This is a genomic window from Phycicoccus sp. Root563, assembly GCF_001427915.1.
Classification (GTDB): domain Bacteria; phylum Actinomycetota; class Actinomycetes; order Actinomycetales; family Dermatophilaceae; genus Pedococcus.
On the sequence record NZ_LMGM01000001.1, the window covers coordinates 3,060,496 to 3,086,170 of the forward strand.

Below are 25,675 nucleotides of genomic sequence, written 5' to 3' on the forward strand. Positions count from 1 at the left end.
TGCCGCGGCGGGCACCTACGACGTCACCCTCACGGTGACGGACAACCGTGGCGGCACCAGCACCGTGACCCACTCGGTCACGATGACGGCACCGCCGGCCAACCAGCCGCCGACCTCGGCGTTCACGGTGACCAAGGACTTCCTCGACGTGGCCGCCGACGGCACCACCTCGGGCGACGCCGACGGCACCATCGCCTCGTACTCGTGGAACTGGGGTGACAACACGCCTGCGGGCAGTGGTGCCAACGCCACCCACGCCNCGCCGCGGCGGGCACCTACACGGTCACGCTCACCGTGACCGACGACAAGGGCGCCACCGGCACCTCGTCGCAGGTCGTCACGGTCGTGGCCAACCAGGCGCCGACGGCGGTGTTCACCTCGACGCCGACCAACCTGTCGGTGGCGTTCGACGGCTCCGGGTCCTCCGACGCCGACGGCACCATCGCGGGCTACTCGTGGAACTGGGGTGACGGCACGCCTGCGGGCAGTGGCGCGACCCCGACCCACGCGTACGCCGCGGCGGGCACCTACACGGTCGTCCTCACGGTGACCGACGACAAGGGCAAGACCGGGACGAAGACCGACACGGTCACCGTCACCGGCCCGCCCAACCAGCTGCCCACGGCAGCCTTCACCCACACGGAGAACGGGCTCGCGACCTCGGTCAACGGCTCGACCTCCAGCGACCCGGACGGCACCATCGCGTCCTACTCGTGGAACTGGGGTGACGGCACCGCCGCCGGCAGCGGGGTCACGGCCAACCACACGTATGCCGCGGCCGGCACCTTCACGGTGACCCTCACCGTGACGGACAACCGTGGCGGCACCGCCACGAAGTCGGCAGCAGTGACCGTGGCCGCTCCCACCGTGTTCGCCCAGGACGACTTCGCGCGCACCCTGGCGACCGGGTGGGGCACCGCTGACGTGGGCGGCGCCTGGACCCTCGGTGGGCCCGCAACCCGCTGGAGCGTCTCGGGTGGCCAGGGCCGGGTCAGCCTCAACGTGGGCGACGGCTACACCGCCTACCTCCCGAGCGTGAGCTCCACGACGACGGAGGTGGTGGCCGCGGTGACCACCGACAAGGTGCCGACGGGTGGCGGTCAGTACGTCTCCGTCCTCGGGCGCCGGGTCAGTGCGACGCTGGACTACCGGGCCAAGGTCCGGATGGCGTCGAACGGACAGGTGGCCGTGTGGCTGACCCGCAACGCGAGCGGCACCGAGACCGTGCTCACCAGTGCCACACTGGCCGGCGTGAGCTACGCGGCGGGTGACCAGCTGAAGGTGCGCCTCCAGGTGACCGGCACCACGCCGACCACCCTGCGCGTCAAGGTCTGGAAGTCCACCGCGACGGAGCCGACGGCGTGGGGCCTCACGTCGACGGACAGCACGGCAGGGTTCCAGGCTGCCGGTTCGGTGGGCGTGTACGCCTACCTGAGCAGCAGCTCGACCAACGGGCCCGTGGTGTACGGCCTCGACCAGCTGTGGGTCGGACCTCCGCGCCCGTGACCCCAGCACCCTCCGAGATCGGCAGGCGGGTGGCCCTCGTGGCCAACCCGTCTGCCGATCTCTATGGCTCCGACCGGATGGTCCTCGAGGCCGTCCGCGGCCTGCGCCAGGACGGCTGGGACGTCGTCGTCGCTGCCACTCAGGACGGCCCGCTCAAGGCGGAGATGCTCGCGCTCGGCGCCCAGTGGCAGCTGTGCCGGGCCCCGGTGGTGCGCAAGAGCAACCTGCGTCCTGGCGGTCTCGTCCAGCTCGCCGCCGAGGTGGTCCGCGGCCTGCCGTCGATGGTGCGGACCCTGCGCCGGGTCCGTCCCGACGTCCTGTACGTCAACACGGTGACGATCCCGCTGTGGTTGCTGGTCGCCAAGGTCCTGGGCGTGCCGTCGGTGGTCCACGTGCACGAGGCGGAGAGCTCGGTGCCGCGGGTCGCCCGGGTCGGACTGGCCCTGCCCACGCGGCTCGCAACGAGGGTGATCTGCAACAGCGAGACGAGCCGCGCCGTGACGGCCTCGTCGGGCGGTCCCACGGCGCGGATGGTCGTCGTGCGCAACGGTGTCGCCGGCCCGGACCACGTGGAGGCCCCCCGCCTGCAGCCCGATGGTGTCCGCCTCGTCTTCGTCGGTCGGCTCTCGCCCCGCAAGGGGGTCGACGTCGCCGTGCTGGCTGCCGCCGCGCTGCTCCGGCGGGGGATCGACGCCCGCCTGGAGGTCGTCGGAGACGTCTTCCCGGGCTACGAGTGGTACCACGAGGAGCTCGTCGAGCTGATCCGCCGGGAGGCCCTCGGCGACCACGTCTCGCTGGTCGGCTTCGCCAGCGACGTCTGGCCCCACCTGCGAGCCGCCGATGTCGTCCTCGTGCCGTCGCGGTCCGAGGAGTCGTTCGGGAACAGCGTCGTCGAGGCGGCCCTCAGTGCCCGACCCGTGGTCGTCAGCGACCACACCGGGCTCCGCGAGGCGGCCTCGACGCTGCGGGCAGCCGTCCGCGTCGCCGTCGACGACCCGGACGCGGTCGCCGCCGCCGTGGAGGGGCTGCTGTCGCGGTGGGAGCAGACGCGCGAGGACGCGCTCCGCGACGCCGACGTCGCCGCGCGGGAGTACGCCCCGGCCCGCTACCGCGAGGCCGTCTGCGGCGTGCTCGTGGCTGCTGCCGCGACCCGCTGACGGTCGTCCCGGCCTGCCTCCGTGTGGGGGTCGGTGTCGGTGTCCTCCGGCTCGACGCCCGCGACCCGCGCCGAGGGCTCGGAGGCGAGGCTCACCAGGGCGAAGACGATGAAGGACGTGCTCGCGTCGAACAGGCCGCTCTCGAGCAGGCTGCGGAAGACGATGAACACGAGCAGCCCCGTCCAGAGTGGGCGCCAGGGCCTCGGGGTGCGCAGGGCCGCGACCGAGGTGCTCAGGACCCACACCGCGATGAGGACGAGGCCGAGGATGCCGGTCTGGACCAGGGCCGAGACCCAGCTGCTGTCGAGGAGCTGGGTCGCCCAGTACTGCCCGGACACCGGGATGTGCTTCATCGTCAGGCCACCGCCGAACCACCGCTGGTAGGTCGAGGTGTCCATCGTCAGGGCGGCCTGCCACGCGATGGTGCGGGAGCTGAGGGTGGTGACGTTCTGGCTCCCGCCACGCAGCAGCATGTCGCTGACGGCGGTGGTGGCCAGGGCGGCATACGCCACGGCGGGGACCGCGAGCACCATGGCGAGGAACGCGGGGACCGAGAAGCGGCGCGCCTGGACGACCATGACGGCCAGCGCAACGGCGAGGGTGGCGGCGGTCGTCCGTGACCCGGTCAGCCAGACCAGCGCCCCCAGGAGGCCTGCCGCGGCCACCTCCCAGCCCGCAGCCTGCCGCTCGATGATGCGGTGGACCGTCAGCAGCAGCAGGGCACCGCACAGGAAGGCGATCTCGTTGGGGGCCAACGGAGGTATGCCGCCCTGGAGCCGGCCGCTCGCGAGGGTCCCGATGCCGGTGGCGATCGCCAACGCCGCGACGGCCCCCATCGTCCTGAGCATGGCGGGCACGACCCGTCCGATGCCGAACGCCTGCAGGAGGAAGGCCAGGCTCGCCAGCAGCATGCCCACCCGGACCGCGATGACCACGGAGGGGAGCATCGTGCCGGCCGCCCAGCCACCCACGACGGAGATGACGAGGTAGGTGGTGGCGAGCACGACGGTGCGGGCCCCGAGCCGCACCTGGGCGGTCCGTCGCCGCGACAGCGCGAACGCCAGGACGAGTCCGGCACCACCGATGGCTCCCTTGAGGAGGACGACCGGGTCCAGGCCGCCGGAGAAGTAGGTGCCGCGACGCCACGGGATGGTGCAGGCGACCAGCAGGATGCAGCACAGGTACAGCGACCACCGCGCGGCCCCCGCCTCCTGGCCCGCGACCGGCTCGGGCGTGGGCCGTCCGGTCGGGTCCGTGGTCCCGGCCGCCCTGGGGTCGAGGGTCCGGGCGAACGGTGGGGCGCTCATCGGTGGCCCCCGGATCCGCTCGGACGGGTGGTGGCTCCTGCGTTGTGCGTAGGGGGACCCTGCAATTTGCAGGGTCCGGTGCGAGCTCCCGCCCGGTAGAAAAGGACAACTGCGGACGCATCGGGGGTGGTCATGTCGACGAAGGTGCTCGTGGTGTGCGGGAGTGACGCGTGCCTGGCTCCCGCAGCCGCCTTCGCCCTCCGTTCCGGCCTGCTCGACGCCGGTGGCGTCGAGGCGGTCGAGGTGGGGACGGCGGGGGTGCGCGCGGAGCCGGGCGGGTCCTTGTGCGCCGAGGCGGCGAGGGCCATGGTGGGATCGGGTTCCCCGGAGCCTCGCTGGGCGCACCACCCACGCCAGATCACGGCGGCGGTCGTCGCCGAGGCGGAGGTGATCCTCGCGACCGAGCGTCGGTACCGCAGCGCCCCGCGGGTGCTCGACGTGCACAGCGCCCACCGCACGTTCACCGTGCTCGAGGCCGCGGTGCTGGGCGCCGCGGTCCTCCAGCGACGCGGCTCCGACCTCGCGGCCCAGGCCCGGCACGCCCGGGTCGCCCAGGACGCCGCGTCACAGTTCGCCTGGCTCGTCGAGGAGATGGACTCGCTGCGCGGGCTCGTGACCATGCCGGCGCAGCGGCACCGCTGGCTCGGCCGAACTCCCCGCTCGCTGGTCGTTGGCATTGACGTCCTCGATCCCCACACCGTCGGTGGCAGTCACCGCCAGGCCCTCGCGGCGCTCGATCGCGCGATGCGCACGTTCGCCGTCACGGTGGCTGCGGTGACCACGCGGACCGTTCCGGTCTGAACGGTCCCGGCCCGCTCAGGTCAGGGACTCCTCCTTGTCGCTGATCGGCTGGTCCTGGGTGCTGTCGCGGTCGGTGACCCGGTCACCGGACGCGTCACGTGCGGCCTCACGGCCTCCGTCGTGCTCGTCGCCGAGGTCGAGGCGGGCCTGTTCGCCCGGGGTGGCCTGGGCGCTCCGGGGCCGCTGAGGGCCGGCGCCGTTCTGGGGCCGTGCGGACCCCTGCGGGCTCCCGGCGCGTCGCTGGGCCCGGCGTCGCTTGGCGTTGCGCGGACCCGGCTGGGTGGCGCTGCCGTTCGTGGAGGGCGGAGCGACCTCGTCGTCGGACGCCACCTCCGGGTCGTCGACCGGCGCGGAGGTCGACGACCCCGAAATTGCGCGGCTCGCGGTCGCGGAGCTCTCGCGGCTCGCGGTCGCGGAGCTCTCGGGGCTCGCGGTCGCCGAGCCCACCGGTGCGGGACCCGCCGGTGCGGGACCTGCCGGCTGCGTGGTGGTCTCGGTCGCTGCCCGGGGCGTGGCCGTAGCGAACCAGGAGGCCGACGTCGTGGCACGGGGTGAGGTCGTGCCGGTCGCCGTGGGCGACCCGTTGGCCCAGACCTCGTCCGCGACGTCCGGCAGCGCGTCGCCGGCGTCCTGCGGGTGCTCGTGGCGGCCCCGGGCCGGGCTGGGGGTGCGCCGGGCGCGCTGGGCCAGCGGCGTGCTCGCGCCGACCCAGTCGTTGTCGGCGGCGGCCAGCGCGGCGTAGTCCTCGTCGTGGCCACGCAGGGAGCGCTGGCCGCGCGCGGGCACCATGGTGATCACGGCCCCGATGAGCCGGGCCTGCACCGCGGCGAGGTCGGCGACGGAACGGGTGACGTGCTCTCGGCGGGTCTTGCCGTACCGCGTGACGAGGACGGCGCCGTCGGTGCTGTGGGCCAGGACCGCCGCGTCGCTGACCGGCAGGACGGGAGGCGCGTCGATGATCACGTAGTCGAACTCGGCGCGCAGCGACTCCAGCAGCGCCTGCATGTTCTTGGACCCGAGCAGCTTGCTGGGGTCGGGTGGAGTGGTCCCTGCCGCGAGGAACTGCAGCAGGCCGCGGTGCCAGGGCATCAGGGCGTCCGCGAGGTCGAGCTGGCCGGCGACGACGTTCGAGAGGCCGATGGAGCCGTCGATGCCGAGGAGGTTGGCAGCCATCGGGCGACGCATGTCGGCCTCCACGAGGCAGACCTTGAGCGAGGACTGCGCCAGGGCGATGGCCAGGTTGCACGCCGTGGTCGTCTTGCCCTCGCCCGCCAGCGGCGAGGTGACGACGATGACGCGCGGCGGTTGGTCGACATCGACGAACTGGAGGTTGGCCCGCAGGGACCGGAACTCCTCGACACCGCGACCGTGTCCCTCCATGGTGATCAGCGGCTGGGTCTTGGCGTTGGGGATGACGCCGACGAGGGCCAGCGGTGCCCGACCGGTGAGCTGCTCGAGCTCTTCGCCCTTGACCGTGGTGTCCTGCTGCTCGCGGATCACGGCGACGACGACGCCGAGGGCCAGGCCGGCGATCAGCCCGAGCGCGAGGTTGAGGCTCACGCGCGGCGAGATGGGGTAGCGAGGGGTCGCTGCGGGGACGGTCTGCGTGACCTTCACCGGGGAGACACCCCCGGCCCGGGGGGTCTCGAGGCGCTCGATGGCCTGGCCGAGCTGGGTGTTGACGGCGTTCGCGATGGCCTGGGCGCGGGTGGGGGAGCGGTCGGTCGCGGTGACGCTGAGCAGCACCGTGTCGACCTCGTTCTCGGCCGTGACGACCCGGCGCAGCTCGGGGACCGTCATCCCGAGGTCGAGCTCGTCGATCACCGGCTGGAGCACGTCGGGACTCTTGACCACCTCGGTGTAGGACTTCACGCGCTGCATCGCGAACTGCGAGCTCTGGTAGATCGAGGTGTCCGTCGACGAACCCGCCGTGTTGATGGACACGAACGCGGTGGAGGTCGCGGCATACGTGGGGGGCGTGAGGTAGGTGAAGGCGCCGGCGCCGACGAGGACGAGCAGCGCGCACGCGGTGAGGATCCGCCAGCGCTTGAGCAGGATCTGCAGGTAGGCGCGCAACGTCATGCCACCTGCCCCCTTTCCGTGTCGGTCGACGCGGGACGTCGAGCACCGGCGTCCGTCGCGTCATCCATTGTGCGTGCAGCCCGGCCGAGGTCGCTCGTCCGAATGGTTGAGTTCAGACCCCGACCTTCGTCGGCCAGTGCTCGTCGACCAGGGACTTCGTCGAGGCGATGTTGCGACGGCTCGAGGCCCCGAAGACGATCGACTCGATGTTCGGCTGGGCGCAGACCCACTCGATCGCCTCGGACGGTGCGATCGCGCCGGAGGCGAAGACCGACATCGCGATGGCCCGGAACTTCCGGTCCCGCAGGGCCTCGTCGTAGGCCTCCAGCCCCCCGGGCATGCGGAAGCCGATCTTGTTGATGTTGGAGCAGACGATGGGGTTCTCGATGCCGAGGCGCTCGAGGGTGTCGAGCAGCAGCGGGAGGTTCATGGTGATGAACCCGGGCTCGGCGTCGTACTCGCGGCGCACGTGGTCGGCGAAGATCGTGAAGGCCTCGTCGAAACCGAGCCCGAGGAGCAGGTCGACGACGACGTTCTGGAGGAACACGACCGGCGTCCTGAGGCCCTTGAACATCGACATCTCGGCATCGATGAGCATCCGCGTCACGTGGTCGATGTCCTTGCTGGCGAACGACTTGCCACCCTTGACGGCCGCACTGAGGAGGCTCTCGTCGGGCAGGAACCGGCGCAGTGCCCCGAGGGGTCCGTCCTCGGTCATCGCGTTCGCGTACTTGTGCGCGTACGGCATGCAGGGGAAGAACTCCATGTCGGCGTAACGCTCCGGGGTGGCGCGGACCAGGTCCGCGATCTCTGCGACCCGGTCGTGCGTCGTGCACATGAACGTCGTGACGCCCTCGTCGTAGGCGGCGTCGAGGACCTCCATGATCGCGCTGAGGTCCTGGAACTTCATGGACTGGCTGCGGGCCTTGTCCTCGGACATGTGGTTCACGCCGAAGAACTGGTTGTCGCCGAAGAGGAGTCGCTGCATCAGGCTGCCCTCCTCGAGCGCCAGGGCCACAGTGTTCGGAGCGTCCGCAGGGCGGGGACCCGGCGGGGCGAGGACGGTCGACGACCGGCAGGGCGGCGACCGGCGGCGGGACGCCGGGCTGGGACGCCCGCGGTGGGGCCCGACGCGACGGCGCTCGGAGCCGCCTCCGCCGCGGCCGCGTCCTCGGAGATGAGCGAGAGGATGCGGTCGGTCGCGACGCCGGACTCGAAGGTGTTGGTGCCCTCGCGCCGGCCGTCCTTGACCCGCTGGACGAACGCGTCGGCCTGCGCGCTGTACTCCTCGCCGCGCAGGTAGAACCACGGCTGCTCGCTGAGCTCGGTCGTGTACCGGACGTTCCAGCCGGTGCGGTAGCCCTCCGGCACGGGAGCGGTGTCGCGCAGGTAGACCTGCAGCTCCTGGCGGTCGGCGAACGCCCGACCGGCCGTGCCCCAGACGCTGATCTTCGTCGTCATCTTGCGCTGCGACTCGTCCGACCAGTTCACCGACACCTGGGCGGTGACGTCGTCGGGGTACATCAGGGTGCTCACGACCTCGTCGTCCGTCTCGGCTGAGAAGATCCGGTTCAGCCGGCTGCCGGCCACCGAGGTGGGTTCGCCGAGGTACCACTGGACCAGGTCGATGGGGTGGGCAGCGTAGTCGTAGAGGCAGCCGCCGCCGGAGGACTTGCGGCTGCGCCAGGTGCCGCCCTTGGGGGCGAGGACGACGGGGCCGTAGGCCTCGGCGACGACGTGCGTGACCTCGCCGATGGCGCCGGAGTCGATGAGCTTCTTCAGCTCGCCGAACGCCGCGACGAACCTGTTGTGGTAGCCGATCTGGGTGACGAGGCCACGCTCGGCTGCCAGCTCGGCGAGGGCCTGGCCCTCGGCGTCGTCGAGCGTGAACGGCTTCTCGCAGAACACGCTCACCCCGGCCTCGAGGGCCGAGCGGACCATCGGGGCGTGCAGGTGCGACGGGGTGGCGATGACGACGGCGTCGAGGTGGGCCTCGCGCAGCATCACGGCCATGTCCTTGTAGGTGGTCACCCCCGTGTACTTGGACAGCACGTCCAGCACGTACCCGGTCGAGTCGCACACAGCGGCCAGCTCGACGTCCGGGTGGGCCCTGAAGATCGCCAGGTGGGACAGGCCCATCTTCCCCAACCCGACAACGCCCAGCCTGATCACGTCGAACTCCGTTTCACGTCGATGCGGTGCCGCCCCTCGCGGCACGCGTCTGGCGGCGGTCCCGACGGGCCACCCTGCCCCTGGTCCCACGTCCCGCCCGGAAGCGCTCGATGACGGCCTCGTACTCGCCGGCGACGAACTCCCAAGTGAACTCTTCATCATGTCGGGCCCTCGCCGCGTCATGCATCTGGTGGAGGACGTCAGGTTTTTCGAGGATGGCGTCGAGCTGGTCGGAGAGCGACTGCGCATCGGTGAAGTACCGCTGGGACGGTCCGGCGACCCAGCGGTTGTAGGCGTTGCCGTGGGCGATGACGGGGTTCCCGGCGGCCATCGCCTCGACGAGGGAGGGGTTCGTGCCGCCGACGGTGTGGCCGTGGACGTACGCCAGGCTGTGGAACCGCAGCGCCTGCACGACCTCCGGCTCGTAGATGGCGCCGGGGAAGACGACCTCGCTGCCGGCGGCCTCGATGATCTGCCGGTGGTAGTCGTCGCTGTCGGGCGTGAAGTTCCCCAGGACGACGAGCTTCACCCCCCGCGGCTTCGCGGAGTACCCCGTGACGATCTCCAGCAGCGAGTTCTCCGGGATGGGCCGGCAGATGCAGCTGAGGTACCGGCCGGGCTCCAGGCCGAGGGCCTCGACGGGCGCGGTGGGCGCACCGGTCACGGCGTGCGCGCCATACGTGATCATCGAGATGCGCCGCGCCCGGTTGAACGTGCGCAGGTACTTCTCGATCTCGGGGTGGTCGGCGACCAGCTGGTTGCCGAACAGGCCGGCGCACCGCTCGTTGGCGAGCAGGATGGCCTGCTTGGCCAGGCCCCACCGCCGCCGGGTCCACTCCATGCCGTCCATGTTGATGACGTTGGGGATCCCCTTGAGCCGCTGGAGGACGTTGAAGACGCCGGTGTTGTAGCCGAAGGTCAGGCAGACGTCGTCGAACTGGATCGCGTGCCGGATCGAGGCCAGGTCGAAGGCGGACGTGCCCAGCCAGCCCTCGCGGTGCTGGGGGATGGTCACGCGCTCGATCCCGCGCCAGGTGTCCTCGACGATGGGTCCGGTGCCGGTGCCCTGGCAGTACACGACGACCCGCCAGCCCCGGTCGACGAGGAACAGCGCGATGTTCTCCGCGGCGGTCTCGAAACCCCCGTATGCCGCGGGCACCCCGTGGGTGCCCAGGATCCGAACCGTTCTGTCCATGCCCGCGAGAACCCCGTCATCCGCCCTGGAGGGGCGTGTGGGCCCCGTGTCCGTGTCCGTGTCGGGGGACGGCCGCTGGTCTGCGCTCCCCCGGGGACACCCTAGGCGGGGTGCCCCCGGGAGTGCAGGCGGTTCCACAGGACGTGGACGTCACGCTGCGGACGGTCAGCGGCCCCAGACCCCGACCTTGCGGGCGCCGGTCGGGTGACCGCTCAGGGCGGCGAGGTCGGCCGGGAGGGCCACCGCGATCGCGGCCCCCTTGGTCGCCGCGGCCGACGACAGCCGGCCGCCGAGGGTGACGACCGCGGACGTGTCGTAGGCGACGCTGGAACGGTCCTGGCCCGTGGACTTCTGGAACGGTGCCAGCGCCGTGTAGACGTACGGGTTGACCTTGCCGCTGCTCCACACGTGCGTCCACGTCGGCGTCGAGGTGGAGGTCCGGTTGAAGATGTTGCCGGCCGAGGTGACGCCGATCTGGGCGGCGCTGCGCTTGAACGTGTAGTCCTCGACGCAGGTCAGGCAGTTGCCGCCCTTGGACAGGCCGATGACGTTGTTGCGGATCTGCACCGGGCCGAGGACCCAGGTCATCGTCGGGTCCGGGTTGGGGCGACGCGGGTCGTGGCCCCAGCTGGTGTTCGAGGCGAGGCGCGAGTCCTGCACGATGTTGAGCTGGCGGCTGTTGCCCACGACCGTGTTGTTCCAGATCCGGACGTTGCTCGTGTTGTTGACCTTGATGCCGTTGCCGGTGTTGTTGCTGATCAGGTTGTCGACGACGGCGGCGAGCGAGGAGATCTCGAGGAAGACGCCCGTGCCCTGGTTGCCCACGACGTTGTTGCGGACCAGCCGCATGTCGTAGACGGACTGGTCGGCCCAGAACCCGTGGCCGTAGTTGTCCGAGATCGTCGTGTCGGCCACCGTGATCGTCCGGAGCCGCCCGACCTTGATGCCGCCCGAGACCGGCGCGGTGTTGAAGCGCTCGGCGTTGTTGCCCGTGATGCGGCTGTAGAGGACGCGGAACCGGTCGGCCGTGGCGGCGTGCACGCCGAGCAGCCCGCTGTTGGTGACCGTCACCCGGTTGAGCAGGATGTCGGAGGTGATCGCGGCGACCCCGGTGGTGGCCATCTGGTCGATGACCACGTTGGCCAGGGCGATGCGCGGCGACTCGAGGGTCACGGCGCCCATGTGCCAGACGCTGTTGCCGAAGCGGCGGATGCCGAAACCACGGATCAGCACGTTCGGCGCGCGGACGGACATCGCCTTGGCGATGTCGGTGCCGCGCATGGAGGCGCCGGACGGGTCGCTGCCGACGTACAGCTGCGAGGTCTTGGTGTCGAGGTAGAAGGTGCCCTCCTTGACGAGGGAGAGCGACTTCACCTGGCGCTGCGAGACGCCGTTGCGGAAGACCATGTCGGGGTGCGCGGCCATGGGGTAGGCCGCGTTGACGAACTGCCAGCCCGGGGCGGTCCCGTCGGGCGCGCCCTTGGTGTACGTCGGGCTCGCGTCGAACCGCGGCGTCCAGCCGCTGTGGCGCCAGACCGACCCGACCTTGGTCCAGCCGCTGACCGGCACGCTGCCGTCGAGCCAGGCCGCCTCGTGCGGGTAGTTCTGCAGGGTCACGGACCGGGTGATGGTCACGCTCTCGTGGTAGGTGCCGCCGCGCAGGACGACGGTGCCGCCGGACGGGGCCAGCGCCAGGCCGCGGGCGATGGTGCGCACCGGACGGCTGAGCGTGCCCGCCGCGGCGTCGTTGCCCGACGGCGAGACGAAGACCGAGCCGCTGGGCACCGGGTAGTGGGCGACCCCGACCCCGACCGAGCCGCTGGCGTCTGCCTTGCGGGGGCTGGTCGCCGCCGAGGCGGACGGCTGGTCGCCGGACGGGGACCACGGGGTGATCCCTGCGACCAGCGCCAGGGTGACGGCGGCGACCAGTCCGACGCGCCCGGACCGCCGGGGGGTGCGGTCCGTGGTGCGTGGGCTGGCGGTGGGGGACGTGCTGGACGTGTCGTTCATGGAGAACCTCTCGAGACGGCCCCCCGCCGGTGATTTCGCCCAGATAAGCACCGGTCGTCGGTTCTTGTCATCCAGCTAGACGAGTTCTTTACTCATCTACCAGACGTAGGGACTAGTACTGATTACGTAGACGCAGGACTAGTCCGTTCGGACCTCGGGTCGCCGAGAAGGGTGTCGTTCAGGCGCAGATCGACCCCGTGGAGGTAGTGCGCCGGGGCTCGCTCCTGGTGCCTGCGCACCAGAGCGGCCGGTGCCGGACCGCCGCACCGGGACGTCTCGACAGGTGAGACGTTCTCGGGGTCAGGCCGACGTGCGAGCCCGCTCGGCGCGGGCGAGGTCGCGGTACCACTTGGGCAGGGCCGCCGCGAGCAGGAGGATCCCCGCGACCGCCAGGAGCGAGTACGCGACGGCGAACAGGGTGTGGAACCCGAGCAGCACGAACGTCACGCAGAGCAGGCCGTAGTCGAGCGGGAGCACGAGCAACGAGGCGAGCACGGGCGGGCGGCCCTGACCGCCCTGCTGCACCTCGGGCGCGAGGGCCTTCGGCGGGCGCAGCTGGTCGCTGAGGATCTTGGTGAAGAAGTAGACCGACGCCTGGATGCTGAAGGCGATCGGCACGAGCAGCGCCCAGTCCGGGACGTCGTAGGAGCGGTACCAGCACAGCAGCACGGCCACGTGCAGCGTGGCGACCTTGGCGCAGTCGATGACGTGGTCGAGCCACTCCCCGGTGACGCTGCCGCTGCCGCGCATGCGGGCCAGCTGCCCGTCGGCGGAGTCGAGCGCGTAGCCGAGGGCCAGCAGGAGGGCCACGACGACGCCGGTCAGCACGGTGGGGGTGGCCGCCACGAGGACCACGATCCCGGTCATGGTGGTCAGGCCGGAGATGATGGTGACCTGGTTGGGCGTCAGCCCGAGCAGGAAGGCTCCGACGGCCAGCCGCCGGCCGACCGGGCGGTTGACCCACCGGGAGTACCCGGGGGCCCCGCGGTTGGACTTGCCCGCGGACGCCGACAGCTCCCTGGCCCGGGCCCGGCGTGAGTCCAGGCCGCCCTGAGCGACGTAGTCGGCCATCAGGACGCGAACTCCTCGAGGGCTGCACGGAGCAGGGTGCTCGAGGTCTGGATCGTGTACGGGAAGTACGCGACCTCGACGCCGACGGCGGAGAAGTCGGACTCGAGCTGACGACCCTTGACCGTGCCGCGCCAGTCGTCGCCCTTGAAGATCACGTCGAACGGGTGCTCGCGCCAGACGTCGAGCTTGCTCGGCTGGTGCTCGACGACGACCTCGTCGACCAGGGTGATGTGCTCGAGGATCGCGACGCGCTCGGCCAGCGGGATGACCGGGTACTTCGCCTTCGCCCGGTAGGCCTTGTCGTCGGTGACCACGCCGGCGATGAGCCAGTCGCACTGCTCGCGCGCCGCTCTGAGGATGTTGAGGTGCCCGATGTGGAAGAGGTCGAAAACCCCTGGGACGTAACCGCGCACGCCACTGGTGTGGAGCTGTCCGGTCTGCTGCGGCTGCCTCAGCTGTCGTCGATCACTCATGTCTTTCCCTCTCACGCGTCCCCCATTGCCACGTGCCGCGTTGCACCGTTCGACCATCCTCGGTTCCGTGCGCGCCGATTGGATCATCCAGATGCAGTAGTGAAGTGCCCGACGTGGGGCGGAGTGTCCTGCTCCGACCCGGATGACCGCCGCTGCGTCCGAGGCCCCTGCGCCGGCGTCGCTGGTGTCCGACCCGGTCGTTAGGCTGGGAGCCCCCCCATCGGCACCAGCCGTGGGGTGTTCGTGCTGTCCCCGCACCGCCCGCCAGGAGCCTCGCCCATGACCCTCGCCCCGCTGCTCGACGCACTGGCCACCGACCCCGGTGTCGCCCGTGCGCTCGCCGCTGCCCGCGCTGGCGAGCTCGCCGTCGACGTGTCCGCACCCACCGGGGCCCGTCCGGCCCTGGTCGCCGCCCTGGCCCGGGAGGCCGGTCGGCCGCTGCTGGCCATCACGGCCACCACCCGGGAGGCGGAGGACCTCGTCGCCGCCCTCGGGTGCTTCACGGACGCCAACCGGGTCGCCGACTTCCCGGCCTGGGAGACCCTCCCGCACGAGCGGCTCAGCCCACGCAGCGACACCGTGGGCAAGCGGCTCGCGGTCCTGCGCCGGCTGCGCCACCCCGACCCCGACGACGCCACGTACGGCCCCCTCGACATCGTGGTCGCCCCGGTCCGAGCGGTCCTCCAGCCGGTGTCGAAGGGGCTGGGTGAGCTGCGCCCGGTCGCCCTCAAGGCCGGGGACGAGGCCCCCCTCGAGCGCGTCGTCGAGGACCTCGCGGCTGCGGCATACACGCGCACCGACCTCGTGGAGCGCCGCGGTGAGTTCGCGGTCCGCGGCGGGATCCTCGACGTCTTCCCGCCGACTGAGGACCACCCGGTCCGCGTGGAGTACTGGGGCGACACGATCGAGGAGATCCGCTGGTTCAAGGTCGCCGACCAGCGCAGCCTCGAGGTCGCCGAGCACGGCCTGTGGGCGCCGCCCTGCCGCGAGATCCTGCTCACCGAGGCGGTGCGTGCGCGGGCGGCTGCGCTGCTCGACCAGCTGCCCGGCGCGGCCGACCTGCTGGGCAAGCTCGCCGAGGGCATCGCCGTGGAGGGGATGGAGTCGCTCGCGCCGGCCCTCGTCGACGGCATGGAGAGCGTCCTGGACACGCTGCGCGAGGGCACTGCGGTCGTGGTCTGCGACCCCGAGCGAGTGCGCACCCGCGCCCACGACCTCGTCGCCACGTCCCAGGAGTTCCTCGACGCCGGGTGGGCCAACGCCGCTGCCGGCAACGCCGTGCCCATCGACCTGCAGGGCATCCTCGGCACCGCTTCGTTCTGGAGCCTCGCCGACCTGCGTGAGCACGCCGCCTCCTCCCGTATGCCGTGGTGGGACCTGGGCCCGTTCGTCGCCGACGAGGAGCTTGCCGACGACGACGCCACCGTCGTCAACACCGGCCTCGAGGAGGCGCCGCGCTACCGCGGGTCCACTCCGGAGGCGGTGGCCGACCTGCAGCGGTGGGTCGGCGACGGCTGGCGCGTCGTCGTCGTCACGGAGGGGCCGGGCCTCGGTCGCCGGGTCGCGGAGGTGCTCGCGGGCGAGTCGGTGCCGGCCCGCCCCGACGCCGACCTGTCCGACCTGACGCCGGGGATCGTCCACCTGACGACCGGCTCTGTGGGTTCGGGGTTCGTCTCGCCCGGCGGGCAGCTGGTGTTCCTCACCGAGACCGACCTCACCGGCACGCCGGGTCAGGGTGGCTCGACCAAGGACATGCGGAAGATGCCGTCGCGGCGACGCAACCAGGTCGACCCGCTCCAGCTCAAGCCGGGTGACTTCGTCGTCCACGAGCAGCACGGTGTCGGCCGGTTCGTCGAGATGGTGCAGCGCACCGTCGGCGGCGCGACCCGCGAGTACCTCGTGCTCGAGTACGCCCCGTCCAAGCGGGGCCAACCCGCCGACCGGCTCTACGTGCCCACCGACCAGCTCGACCAGGTCACCCGCTACGTCGGGGGCGAGCAGCCGACGCTCAGCAAGATGGGCGGCAGCGACTGGCAGAAGACCAAGGGCAAGGCGCGCCGCTACGTCAAGCAGATCGCGGCCGAGCTCATCCAGCTCTACAGCGCCCGCATGGCCACCTCCGGGCACGCGTTCGCACCGGACACGCCGTGGCAGCGCGAGCTCGAGGACGCCTTCGCCTACGTCGAGACGCCCGACCAGCTCAGCTCGATCGACGAGGTCAAGGCCGACATGGAGCGCACCGTGCCCATGGACCGGCTGATCTGTGGCGACGTCGGCTACGGCAAGACCGAGATCGCGGTCCGCGCGGCGTTCAAGGCGATCCAGGACGGCAAGCAGGTCGCGGTGCTCGTGCCGACGACGCTGCTGGTGCAGCAGCACTTCCAGACGTTCTCGGAGCGCTACGCGCCGTTCCCCGTGACGGTGAAGGCGCTGTCGCGCTTCCAGTCCGACAAGGAGGCGCGCGAGACGATCGCGGGCCTCGCCGACGGCTCGGTGGACCTCGTCATCGGCACGCACCGGTTGCTGTCCAAGGAGATCCGTTACAAGGACCTCGGACTGGTCGTCATCGACGAGGAGCAGCGGTTCGGTGTCGAGCACAAGGAGCAGCTCAAGGCGCTGCGCACGGCGGTCGACATCCTCGCCATGTCGGCCACCCCGATCCCGCGCACCCTGGAGATGGCCGTCACCGGCATCCGCGAGATGTCGACCCTGGCCACCCCGCCCGAGGAGCGCCACCCCGTCCTGACCTACGTCGGCGCCTACGACGAGAAGCAGATCGTCGCCGCGATCCGGCGCGAGCTGCTCCGCGAGGGCCAGGTCTTCCTCGTCCACAACAAGGTGTCGAGCATCGAGCGCGCGGCGAGCCGGATCCGTGAGCTGGTGCCCGAGGCCCGCGTCGCCACCGCCCACGGCAAGATGGGCGAGCACAAGCTCGAGGAGGTCGTCGTCGACTTCTGGGACAAGAAGTTCGACGTCCTCGTCTGCACGACGATCGTCGAGACCGGGCTCGACATCTCCAACGCCAACACCCTGGTCGTCGAGCGCTCCGACGTCCTGGGCCTCTCCCAGCTGCACCAGCTGCGAGGCCGCGTCGGCCGTGGCCGGGAGCGGGCCTACTGCTACTTCCTCTACCCGCCCGAGAAGCCGATGACCGAGACGGCGCACGACCGGCTCCAGACGATGGCCAGCCACACCGACCTCGGCTCCGGCATCCAGATCGCCATGAAGGACCTCGAGATCCGTGGTGCGGGCAACCTGCTCGGGGGCGAGCAGTCGGGCCACATCGCCGGGGTCGGCTTCGACCTGTACGTCCGGCTCGTCGGTGAGGCCGTGGCCGAGTTCCGCGGCGACGGGGAGACCGCCCCGACCGAGATCAAGATCGAGCTGCCGGTCGACGCCCACCTCCCGCACGACTACGTCCCGGGGGAGCGGCTGCGCCTCGAGGCCTACAAGAAGCTCGCCAGCGTGGTCGACGAGGCCCAGCTCGGCGAGATCGAGGCCGAGCTCGTCGACCGCTACGGGGCGCTGCCCGAGCCGGTCCGCAACCTCATGGAGGTGGCTCGGCTGCGCACCGTGGCGCGGGCCGCGGGCGTCGCCGACATCTCGCTGCAGGGCAACTACGTGCGGTTCGGTCCGGTCGAGCTGGCCGAGTCGGCGCAGCTGCGGCTGCAGCGGCTGTACCCCAAGTCACTGGTCAAGGACGCAGTGCATACGATTCTCGTGCCGAAACCGACGACGGCGAGGGTGGCTGGCAAACCGCTGCGTGACACGGCAGTCTTGCAGTGGGCCAGTGACCTGATCCGCGCCGTCATGCTGGGCAGCGTCGCCGACGCCGCCCGGGTCGGCTCGGTGGGCACGACCGGCGCCCGTGAGGGTACGGTCTCGGCCAGAAGATGACGAGAGAGGGAAGTCTGTGAAGGTTCGTCCGACAGCTTTGCGCCAGGTCCTGCGTGGTTCGTTCGTGGCGCTCGCGACGGCCGGGGTGCTCGCCGTGTCCGGCTGTGCCACCGCCGACACCGCAGCGGTCGTCGACGGCCACCGGATCACCGAGCAGGACGCCCAGGAGGCCTCCCGCCAGATCCTCGCCGCGCAGCCCGACTCGGGGATCACCACCTCGAGCGCCGTGGCGAGCCTGATCATGGCGGGCTTCATCAACACCGTGGCCGACGAGTCCGGCAAGGGCCTGTCCGACTCGGCCGCCCGCACCGCCATCGCGGCCATCCAGGACCCCGCTCCCGCCACGCTGGAGCTGGTCAGGGCGAGCCTGGCCTTCAACCAGATGACGCAGGAGGAGCAGGGCAAGGCCGTCGCCCTCGCCTCCCAGGCCGACATCACCATCAACCCCCGCTACGGCACGTTCGACCCGAAGAAGATCAGCTTCGACCCCAGCACGCCCAACTGGATCAAGGCCGAGCCGCAGCCTGCCGCCACCCCGCAGGGCTGACCGGGCGGTGCCCGGCCGCCTCACCCTGCTCGTCGGGAGCCCGCGGATCGCTCCCGGGCTGTTCACCCGCGTCGCCTGGCAGACCCTCGACGCGGCCACCGTCGTCCTCGCCCGTGAGGCCGACGAGCCGCTCGCCGATGCCGTCCTGCAGGCCGGGTTGGAGGTCACCCACCTCGGAGAGGTCTCTGCTCCGGCCCTCGCCCGCGACCTCATGGACCGCGCTGCCACCGCCGACGTCGTCTGGGTCGCCTCCGCCGACGGCGACCCCGGCCTGACCGATGCCGTCGCCTCGGAGGTCTCGCGGTTGGGGGAGCCGCCGGAGGTGGAGGTGCTCGTGGCCTCGTGGGATGTGCCCGGCTCCCGCCTGCTCGACGTCGTCGCCGTGATGGACCGGCTGCGCTCGCCCGGTGGCTGCCCGTGGGACGCCGAGCAGACCCACGAGTCGCTCGTGAAGTACCTCATCGAGGAGTCCCACGAGGCGGCCGAGGCGATCGAGTCGGGCGACCGCGACCACATCCGCGAGGAGCTCGGCGACGTGCTGCTCCAGGTCGCCTTCCAGTCCCGGGTCGCGCAGGAGCACGCGAGCGAGCCGTTCGACATCGACGACGTCGCCGGCACCCTTGTCGAGAAGCTCGTTCGCCGGCACCCGCACGTCTTCTCCGACGGCGACGCCAGCACGCCTGCAGAGGTCGAGGCGACCTGGGAGCAGATCAAGGCCGCCGAACGCGCTGCCAAGCCGGCCGACCCGGGCCACCCCGGTGGGGAGGGCGGGCACGAAGGGCTGCTGCACGGCATACCCCGGTCGTTGCCCAGCCTCATCGCGGCCGAGAAGGTCCTCGCGCGCTGGGAGCGGGGCGGCCGTGGGTCGTTGCCCGAACCGGACGGCGGCATCGGTGCGGAGCTGCTCGCCCTCGTCGCGCGTGCCCGGGCGCTGGGGGTGGACGCGGATGCCGAGCTGCGGCGCGCCCTGCGCGACCTCGACGCCGAGGTTCGTGCCGACCGCACCTGATCGTGACTCTCATCGGCGTTTCAGGCTTCTTTGGAATACCGAAGATCCTTTAGTATTCCAAGCATGAGCCTGACCCAGCGCGAACGGGACATCGTCGAGCTGCTGCGTGCGCAGCCGATGCTCGACGCCGCCGGCATCGCCGAGCGCCTCGGGGCGACCAAGGCCGCGGTGTCGGTGCACCTGTCCAACCTCACCAAGAAGGGCGAGATCCTCGGTCGGGGGTATGTCGTGCGGTCCGAGGCGCAGACCGTGGTCGTGGTGGGCGGCGCGAACATGGACGTCAAGGCGCACTCCACGGAGCCCGCGCAGCTGCACACGTCCAACCCGGGAGCCGCCGTGACCACCCCCGGTGGCGTGGGGCGCAACATCGCAGAGAACCTCGCCAGGCTCGGCAGCCCGACCCACCTCGTCGCGCCGGTCGGGCGGGACGCGTTCGGCGAGCAGGTGCTGGCCATGACCAGGGCGGCCGGTGTCCTCGTCGACCACATGATCATCAGCGAGGGCAGCACCGGCACCTACCTCGCCGTCATGGACGCCACCGGCGAGCTGCTCGTCGCCGTCTCCAACATGGCCATGACCGACCGGCTGACCGTCCGCCAGCTCGGAGCCGCGCGCGACCTCATCACGCACGCCGACCTGCTCGTGGTCGACGGCAACGTCCCCCAGGCGCCGGCCGCCTGGCTGCTCGACTTCGCCGCGGCGGTCGGGGTCCCCGTCGTCATCGACCCGGTCAGCGTCGCCAAGGCCCGCCACCTCGTCACCATGCTGTCGCCGGAGCGACCGCTGCTGGCCATCACCCCGAACCTCGACGAGCTCTCCGCCATGGTCGGGGAGCCGGTCGCCCAGACGCGGGCCGCGATCGCGCGCGCAGCGAAGGTCCTGCACGCGCTCGGCGTGCAGCACGTCTGGGTGCGCCGTGGCACCCGGGGCAGCCTGTTGAGCAGCATCGGCGACGACGGACGCAGCACCGTGACGCTGCTGCCCGCGCCGAGCGTGCCGGTCGTCGACGTGACGGGCGCGGGCGACTCGATGACGGCGGCCTTCGTCCACGCCATCCTGCGCGGCGACAGCCCTGCCGGGGCGGCCCGGTTCGGCCAGATGGCTGCCGGCCTGACCGTGTCGAGCTCGGAGACGGTGCGCCCCGACCTCACCCCGCGGCTCGTCGACGCCGAGCTCGCAGCCGCGTCCCCCCACCTCACACCTGCCACCCCGTCCAGCACCGCCGGCGCCCGGAGGCGTCGTCCCACCAAGGAGCACCGATGACCACCCCCCACCACAGCCTGCGTCTCAACGCCGAGGTCACCGACGCACTCGCCTCCGGCCGGCCCGTCGTGGCCCTCGAGAGCACGATCATCAGCCACGGCATGCCCTACCCCCGTAACGTCGCCATGGCCGTCGAGGTCGAGCAGATCATCCGTGACGGCGGCGCCACGCCTGCGACGATCGCGGTCCTCGACGGCGTGCCGCGCATCGGCCTCGACCGCGACGAGCTCGAGACCCTCGCGACGCACCCCGACGTGTCCAAGGTCAGCCTGCGCGACCTGCCGCACGTGATCGCCCGCCGGGCGCACGGTGCCACGACGGTGGCGGCCACGATGCGGCTGGCCGCGCTCGCTGGCATCCGGGTGTTCGTGACTGGTGGCCTCGGTGGGGTCCACCGCGGTGCCGAGCACAGCTTCGACATCTCTGCCGACCTCACCGAGCTGGGGCAGACCGATGTCGCGGTGGTCAGCGCCGGGGTGAAGTCGATCCTCGACATCGGCCTCACCCTGGAGACGCTCGAGACCCTCGGGGTGCCCGTCGTCGTGCACGGCAGTGACGAGTTCCCCTCGTTCTACTCGCGGTCCAGCGGCCATGGCGCGCCGCTGCGGGCCGACTCCGCGGACGAGCTCGCCGCCATGATGGCCGCGAAGTGGGACCTCGGCCTGGCGGGAGCGATCGCCATCGCCAACCCCGTGCCCGCGGACGAGGAGATCCCCGCCGACGAGATCGGGGTGCTCATCGACCAGGCGCTCGCCGAGTGCGACGAGCGCGGCATCCACGGCAAGGACATCACGCCGTTCCTGCTCGGGCGCATCGTCGAGCTGTCGGGTGGCCGCTCGCTCGACACCAACATCGCCCTGGTCAGGAACAACGCCCGGCTCGGCGCCGCGGTCGCCGTCGCCCACCAGCGCCTCACCTCGGCCTGACCCCGGCCCGACCCCGCCCGGACCCCGCCCTGACCCCGCCCCCGGGCGCTCGGTACGGCGCGCGGTCACCGCGCGCCATACCGTCCAGCCTGCGGGTCGGTCGACGATGGGGGAGGGGGCAGCGGGTAGCCTCGTCGGGTACCCCTCCGACCCTGGTTTCGAGCACTGATGGAGATGTCTGTGGCCACCATTGACGCAGTAGGCGCCCGCGAGATCCTCGACTCACGAGGCAACCCGACGGTCGAGGTCGAGGTGGCTCTCGACGACGGCACCATCGCCCGCGCAGCCGTGCCCTCGGGCGCCTCCACCGGCGCCTTCGAGGCGTCCGAGCGTCGTGACGGCGACAAGTCCCGCTACCTCGGCAAGGGTGTCGAGAAGGCCGTCGACGCCGTGCTCGACGACATCAACCCCAAGCTCGTCGGCTACGAGGCCAGCGAGCAGCGGATCATCGACCAGGTCATGCTCGACCTCGACGGCTCCGACAACAAGTCCAAGCTCGGCGCTAACGCGATCCTCGGCGTCTCGCTCGCCGTGGCCAAGGCAGCGGCCGAGTCCTCCGGCCTGCCGCTGTTCCGCTACGTCGGTGGCCCGAACGCGCACGTGCTGCCCGTCCCGATGATGAACATCCTCAACGGTGGCAGCCACGCCGACTCGAACGTCGACATCCAGGAGTTCATGATCGCCCCCATCGGCGCCGACACCTTCAAGGAGGCGCTGCGCTGGGGCACCGAGGTCTACCACTCGCTCAAGAGCGTCCTCAAGGAGAAGGGCCTGGCCACGGGCCTGGGCGACGAGGGTGGGTTCGCCCCGAACCTCGAGTCCAACCGCGCCGCCCTCGACCTGATCCTCGAGGCCATCGAGAAGGCCGGGTACCAGGCCGGCACCCAGATCGCCCTGGCCCTCGACGTCGCCGCGAGCGAGTTCCACAACGAGGACGGCACCTACCAGTTCGAGGGTGCCGCCAAGACCTCGGCCGAGATGGTCGACTACTACGCCGACCTCGTCGACAGCTACCCGCTGGTCTCCATCGAGGACCCGCTCGACGAGGAGGACTGGGACGGCTGGAAGGCCATGACCGACCGCCTCGGCGACCGCGTGCAGATCGTCGGCGACGACCTGTTCGTCACCAACCCCGTGCGCCTGCAGCGCGGCATCGACTCGCGGACCGCGAACGCCCTGCTGGTCAAGGTCAACCAGATCGGCTCGCTCACCGAGACCCTCGACGCCGTCGACCTCGCGCACCGCAACGGCTACCGCTGCATGATGAGCCACCGTTCCGGCGAGACCGAGGACGTCACCATCGCCGACCTCGCGGTCGCCACGAACTGCGGCCAGATCAAGACCGGCGCCCCGGCCCGTTCCGAGCGCGTCGCCAAGTACAACCAGCTCCTGCGCATCGAGGAGGAGCTCGACGACGCCGCCCGCTACGCCGGTGTGGGCGCCTTCCCGCGCTTCACGCCCCAGGCCTGACGGCGCCGGACGGATCGAACGAGGACACCATGGCAGGAACGGGACACGGGACGAGCGGGTCGGGCAAACCGGCTCGTCGCCCCGCCGCGCCCCGGGCAGGGGCGACCGCGCGGAACACCACGCGCGGCACCTCCGCCCGTCCGGGAGCCGGGCCGGGACGCTCGCGCGCCACTGCCTCGGGCGCGGTCCGCAAGGCCGCGTCGGCCCAGGTGGCCACCGAGCGCAAGGCCTCGCGGACGGTCCTGCGCGGCGTGGTGCTCGCGACCATCCTCGTCCTGCTCGCCGTCACCCTCGTGCCGACGCTGCGGTCCTACCTGCGCCAGCAGGGTGAGATCGACGCCCTCAACGAGGGGGTCGGGCAGCAGCGCACCGAGGTGACCGCGCTGCAGAAGGAGCAGGCTCGCTGGAACGACGACGTGTATGTCGTGCAGCAGGCCCGTGAGCGCCTCAAGTTCGTCAAGGTCGGGGAGAAGTCCTACACGGTGATCGACGGCAAGCCGTCGGCCAAGGCGCTGCCCGGGGTCGCGAAGGCGCCGGCGGCCTCGAGCGACCACCCCTGGTACGGCCAGCTGTGGGAGTCGGTGCGCGTCGCCGACGCCGGCCCGGCGGCGAACACCGCCTCCGTCCCCGCGAAGAAGTGAGCGCACAGCCCACGGCCGAGCGCCCCACGCCGGCCGACATCGCCGCGGTCGACGTCCAGCTCGGACGGGTGCCCCGCGGGGTCGTCGCCGTCGCCCACCGGTGCGCGTGCGGCCGGCCCGACGTGCTCACCACCGAGCCGCGCCTGCCGGACGGGACGCCGTTCCCCACGACCTTCTACGCCACCTGCCCCAAGCTCACCGGTGCCATCTCGACCCTGGAGAGCCAGGGGGTGATGAAGGAGATGTCCGACCGCCTCGCCGCCGACGAGGAGCTCGCGAGCCGGTATGCCGCGGCGCACGAGGACTACCTGCGGCGCCGGTACGAGCTCGGCCGGGTGGAGGAGATCGAGGGCATCTCCGCCGGTGGCATGCCCACCCGCGTGAAGTGCCTGCACGTCCTCGCGGCGCACTCCCTGGCCGCCGGTCCAGGGGTGAACCCCCTCGGCGACGAGACGCTGGCCCTGCTCGGCGACTGGTGGGCCAGCGGTTCGTGCGTCCCCGACGCCACCGACGCCACAGGCGGCACCGGAGCAGCCGACGCCGCTGAGGGCGCCGATGCAGCCCACGCCTCCGAGGGTCAGAGCGCGTGACCCGCGTCGGGGCGGTCGACTGCGGCACCAACTCGATCCGCCTGCTCGTCGCCGACGTCAACCCCTCGACCGGTGCCCTCACCGATGTCCTGCGCAGGATGGAGGTCGTGCGGCTCGGGTACGGCGTCGACCGGACCGGTCGCATCGATCCCGAGGCGATGGAGCGGACCCTGGCGATGGCGCAGGAGTACGCCGACCAGTGCCGGGAGCTCGGCGCCGAACGCGTGCGGTTCGTGGCGACCTCGGCGTCCCGGGACGCCTCGAACGCCGACGAGTTCGTCGCCGGTGTCCGGACGGCCTTCGCCCACTACGGCATCGCGCCGGAGGTCATCTCGGGCGACGAGGAGGCTGCCCTGTCGTTCCGCGGGGCCACCGGTGACCTGCGCGCCGCGGGCATCCCGGGGCCCTACCTCGTGGTCGACCTCGGCGGCGGCTCGACCGAGCTGGTCCGCGGTCACGACACGGTCGAGTCCGCCCGGTCGGTCGACGTGGGCTGTGTGCGCCTCACCGAGCGCCACCTGCGTTCCGACCCGCCGACCGCGGCCGAGGTCGCGGCCGCGACGGCGGACGTCGACGCCGCGATCGACCTGGCGCGGGAACGGGTCGAGCTCGACGGGGTCGCCACCCTGGTGGGGCTCGCCGGCAGCGTGACGACCGTGACCGCCCATGCTCTGGGCCTCACCAGCTACCAGCCCGACCGCATCCACCTCGCCTCGTTGTCCAGCGCGGCGGTGCTCCGCGCCTGCGACGAGCTGCTCGCGATGACCCGCGCGGAGCGCGCGGCTCTCGGCTTCATGCACCCGGGGCGCGTCGACGTGATCGGGGCCGGGGCCCTGGTCTGGCGCGAGGTCGTGCGCCGCACGGCCGAGCTGGGCGTGGACCGCGTCGTCACCTCCGAGCACGACATCCTCGACGGCATCGCCCTGTCGGTGGCCGAGGCCGGGAACGGACGAAACCGGACGTAACCTCTGCCCGCCCCGCTCGTTGCCACGGTGTCATACATCACGCAACGAAGGGTGGTGAGGACGGTCGACGTCGAGCGCACCCTACCGGTCGCTGACCCGGCTGACCCGGCTCTGGCAGACCCCGGGCGGCTCTCCGCTGCCCGCCTGCCGACCACCCCGCGCTCGCCCCTCGGCCCCGCCACCGGTGGGCTCGCCCGCCTCAGCGACAGGACGTACGGAGTCGCCTTCCTGCTCGTCGTCGGCCTCCTCCTGTCCCTGTCGGTCGCGTCGTACGCCCAGGTCTTCACCCCCGTGGTCCGGGTCACGCTCGAGACCGACCGCATCGGGTCGCAGCTGCAGACGGCCGCCGACGTGAAGATCCGGGGGGTCATCGTCGGGCAGGTCCGTTCGATCGAGAGCACCGGGGACGGCGCCCGCCTCGGGCTGGCGCTCCAGCCGGAGCTCGCCGAGCTCGTGCCGGCCAACGTGCACGCCCGGCTGCTCCCGAAGACCCTGTTCGGTGAGCGGTACGTCGACCTCGTGTCGCCGGACGCCGGCGGCAAGGGCCGCGCGATCGCCGACGGCGACACCATCGGCCAGGACCGGTCGAGCGT

21 protein-coding genes are annotated in these 25,675 nt (G+C 71.7%); 13 read left to right on the forward strand and 8 right to left on the reverse strand.

What is annotated here, in order from left to right; all coding sequences use genetic code 11:
• Nucleotides 1-399 precede the first annotated feature (399 nt).
• Both ASD62_RS20805 and ASD62_RS14590 read left to right on the forward strand, forming a co-directional pair.
• Nucleotides 400-1,506 (forward strand): PKD domain-containing protein, encoded by a 1,107-nt coding sequence (locus ASD62_RS20805; RefSeq protein ID WP_235530780.1) that lies wholly within the window; start codon nucleotides 400-402, stop codon nucleotides 1,504-1,506.
• On the forward strand, nucleotides 1,503-2,663 hold the full coding sequence (locus ASD62_RS14590) for a glycosyltransferase family 4 protein (protein ID WP_162254773.1): 1,161 nt from the start codon (nucleotides 1,503-1,505) through the stop codon (nucleotides 2,661-2,663). Before ASD62_RS20805 ends, ASD62_RS14590 begins: the two co-directional genes overlap by 4 nt.
• On the opposite strand, the gene ASD62_RS14595 is transcribed toward ASD62_RS14590, so the two are convergent.
• The gene (locus tag ASD62_RS14595) at nucleotides 2,612-3,970 is read right to left on the reverse strand and encodes an O-antigen ligase (protein WP_056916576.1); all 1,359 of its coding nucleotides are present in this window, start codon (nucleotides 3,968-3,970) and stop codon (nucleotides 2,612-2,614) included. The two genes, ASD62_RS14590 and ASD62_RS14595, sit on opposite strands and share 52 nt — an antisense overlap.
• 132 nt (nucleotides 3,971-4,102) lie before the next feature.
• Here ASD62_RS14595 and ASD62_RS14600 point away from each other — a divergent pair, with 132 nt between their 5' ends.
• The gene (locus tag ASD62_RS14600) at nucleotides 4,103-4,771 is read left to right on the forward strand and encodes a hypothetical protein (protein ID WP_157581494.1); all 669 of its coding nucleotides are present in this window, start codon (nucleotides 4,103-4,105) and stop codon (nucleotides 4,769-4,771) included.
• A 15-nt stretch (nucleotides 4,772-4,786) separates the two neighbouring features.
• Here the strand turns inward: ASD62_RS14600 and ASD62_RS14605 are convergent, their stop codons facing one another.
• The 7 genes from ASD62_RS14605 to ASD62_RS14635 form a co-directional block, all read right to left on the reverse strand.
• Nucleotides 4,787-6,853, reverse strand: a complete 2,067-nt coding sequence (locus ASD62_RS14605) for a polysaccharide biosynthesis tyrosine autokinase (RefSeq protein ID WP_056916578.1) — start codon at nucleotides 6,851-6,853, stop codon at nucleotides 4,787-4,789.
• 112 nt (nucleotides 6,854-6,965) lie between these two features.
• Nucleotides 6,966-7,841, reverse strand: coding sequence for a hypothetical protein (locus ASD62_RS14610; RefSeq protein WP_056917420.1), 876 nt, complete (start codon nucleotides 7,839-7,841; stop codon nucleotides 6,966-6,968).
• Complete coding sequence (locus ASD62_RS14615) at nucleotides 7,841-9,025, reverse strand: Gfo/Idh/MocA family protein (protein WP_082580842.1); 1,185 nt, start codon at nucleotides 9,023-9,025, stop codon at nucleotides 7,841-7,843. The genes ASD62_RS14610 and ASD62_RS14615 overlap by 1 nt, the downstream gene beginning before the upstream one ends.
• A 13-nt stretch (nucleotides 9,026-9,038) precedes the next feature.
• Nucleotides 9,039-10,220, reverse strand: coding sequence for a DUF1972 domain-containing protein (locus ASD62_RS14620; protein ID WP_082580843.1), 1,182 nt, complete (start codon nucleotides 10,218-10,220; stop codon nucleotides 9,039-9,041).
• 165 nt (nucleotides 10,221-10,385) lie between these two features.
• Nucleotides 10,386-12,230, reverse strand: coding sequence for a right-handed parallel beta-helix repeat-containing protein (locus ASD62_RS14625; protein ID WP_056916579.1), 1,845 nt, complete (start codon nucleotides 12,228-12,230; stop codon nucleotides 10,386-10,388).
• Nucleotides 12,231-12,530: 300 nt separating this feature from the next.
• The gene (locus tag ASD62_RS14630; RefSeq protein WP_056916580.1) at nucleotides 12,531-13,301 is read right to left on the reverse strand and encodes a CDP-alcohol phosphatidyltransferase family protein; all 771 of its coding nucleotides are present in this window, start codon (nucleotides 13,299-13,301) and stop codon (nucleotides 12,531-12,533) included.
• Entirely contained in the window at nucleotides 13,301-13,774 is a 474-nt protein-coding gene (locus ASD62_RS14635) for an adenylyltransferase/cytidyltransferase family protein (protein WP_082553326.1), read from the reverse strand. Before ASD62_RS14635 ends, ASD62_RS14630 begins: the two co-directional genes overlap by 1 nt.
• A gap of 279 nt (nucleotides 13,775-14,053) precedes the next feature.
• Here ASD62_RS14635 and mfd point away from each other — a divergent pair, with 279 nt between their 5' ends.
• From mfd to ASD62_RS14685, 10 genes are all read left to right on the forward strand, one after another.
• Nucleotides 14,054-17,671: a transcription-repair coupling factor gene (gene mfd / locus ASD62_RS14640; RefSeq protein WP_056916582.1), complete on the forward strand. Its 3,618-nt coding sequence runs from the start codon at nucleotides 14,054-14,056 to the stop codon at nucleotides 17,669-17,671.
• A 16-nt stretch (nucleotides 17,672-17,687) separates the two neighbouring features.
• Nucleotides 17,688-18,218: a hypothetical protein gene (locus tag ASD62_RS14645; protein WP_157581495.1), complete on the forward strand. Its 531-nt coding sequence runs from the start codon at nucleotides 17,688-17,690 to the stop codon at nucleotides 18,216-18,218.
• A 7-nt stretch (nucleotides 18,219-18,225) separates the two neighbouring features.
• The gene (locus tag ASD62_RS14650; protein WP_056916584.1) at nucleotides 18,226-19,227 is read left to right on the forward strand and encodes a MazG family protein; all 1,002 of its coding nucleotides are present in this window, start codon (nucleotides 18,226-18,228) and stop codon (nucleotides 19,225-19,227) included.
• 63 nt (nucleotides 19,228-19,290) lie between these two features.
• The gene (locus ASD62_RS14655) at nucleotides 19,291-20,490 is read left to right on the forward strand and encodes a PfkB family carbohydrate kinase (RefSeq protein ID WP_056916585.1); all 1,200 of its coding nucleotides are present in this window, start codon (nucleotides 19,291-19,293) and stop codon (nucleotides 20,488-20,490) included.
• Nucleotides 20,487-21,416, forward strand: coding sequence for a pseudouridine-5'-phosphate glycosidase (locus ASD62_RS14660; RefSeq protein ID WP_056916586.1), 930 nt, complete (start codon nucleotides 20,487-20,489; stop codon nucleotides 21,414-21,416). The genes ASD62_RS14655 and ASD62_RS14660 overlap by 4 nt, the downstream gene beginning before the upstream one ends.
• A gap of 180 nt (nucleotides 21,417-21,596) precedes the next feature.
• Nucleotides 21,597-22,886, forward strand: coding sequence for a phosphopyruvate hydratase (eno, locus tag ASD62_RS14665; protein ID WP_056916587.1), 1,290 nt, complete (start codon nucleotides 21,597-21,599; stop codon nucleotides 22,884-22,886).
• 29 nt (nucleotides 22,887-22,915) lie between these two features.
• Nucleotides 22,916-23,527 carry a septum formation initiator family protein gene (locus ASD62_RS14670; RefSeq protein WP_157581496.1) on the forward strand — a complete coding sequence of 204 codons (612 nt, stop codon included), beginning with the start codon at nucleotides 22,916-22,918 and terminating at the stop codon, nucleotides 23,525-23,527.
• Nucleotides 23,524-24,117 carry a DUF501 domain-containing protein gene (locus ASD62_RS14675; RefSeq protein WP_082580844.1) on the forward strand — a complete coding sequence of 198 codons (594 nt, stop codon included), beginning with the start codon at nucleotides 23,524-23,526 and terminating at the stop codon, nucleotides 24,115-24,117. Before ASD62_RS14670 ends, ASD62_RS14675 begins: the two co-directional genes overlap by 4 nt.
• Nucleotides 24,114-25,082 carry a Ppx/GppA phosphatase family protein gene (locus ASD62_RS14680; protein ID WP_056916589.1) on the forward strand — a complete coding sequence of 323 codons (969 nt, stop codon included), beginning with the start codon at nucleotides 24,114-24,116 and terminating at the stop codon, nucleotides 25,080-25,082. Before ASD62_RS14675 ends, ASD62_RS14680 begins: the two co-directional genes overlap by 4 nt.
• Nucleotides 25,083-25,136: 54 nt before the next feature.
• Nucleotides 25,137-25,675, forward strand: a 539-nt coding sequence (locus ASD62_RS14685; protein WP_235530719.1) for an MlaD family protein, incomplete at its 3' end; no start/stop codon positions are given.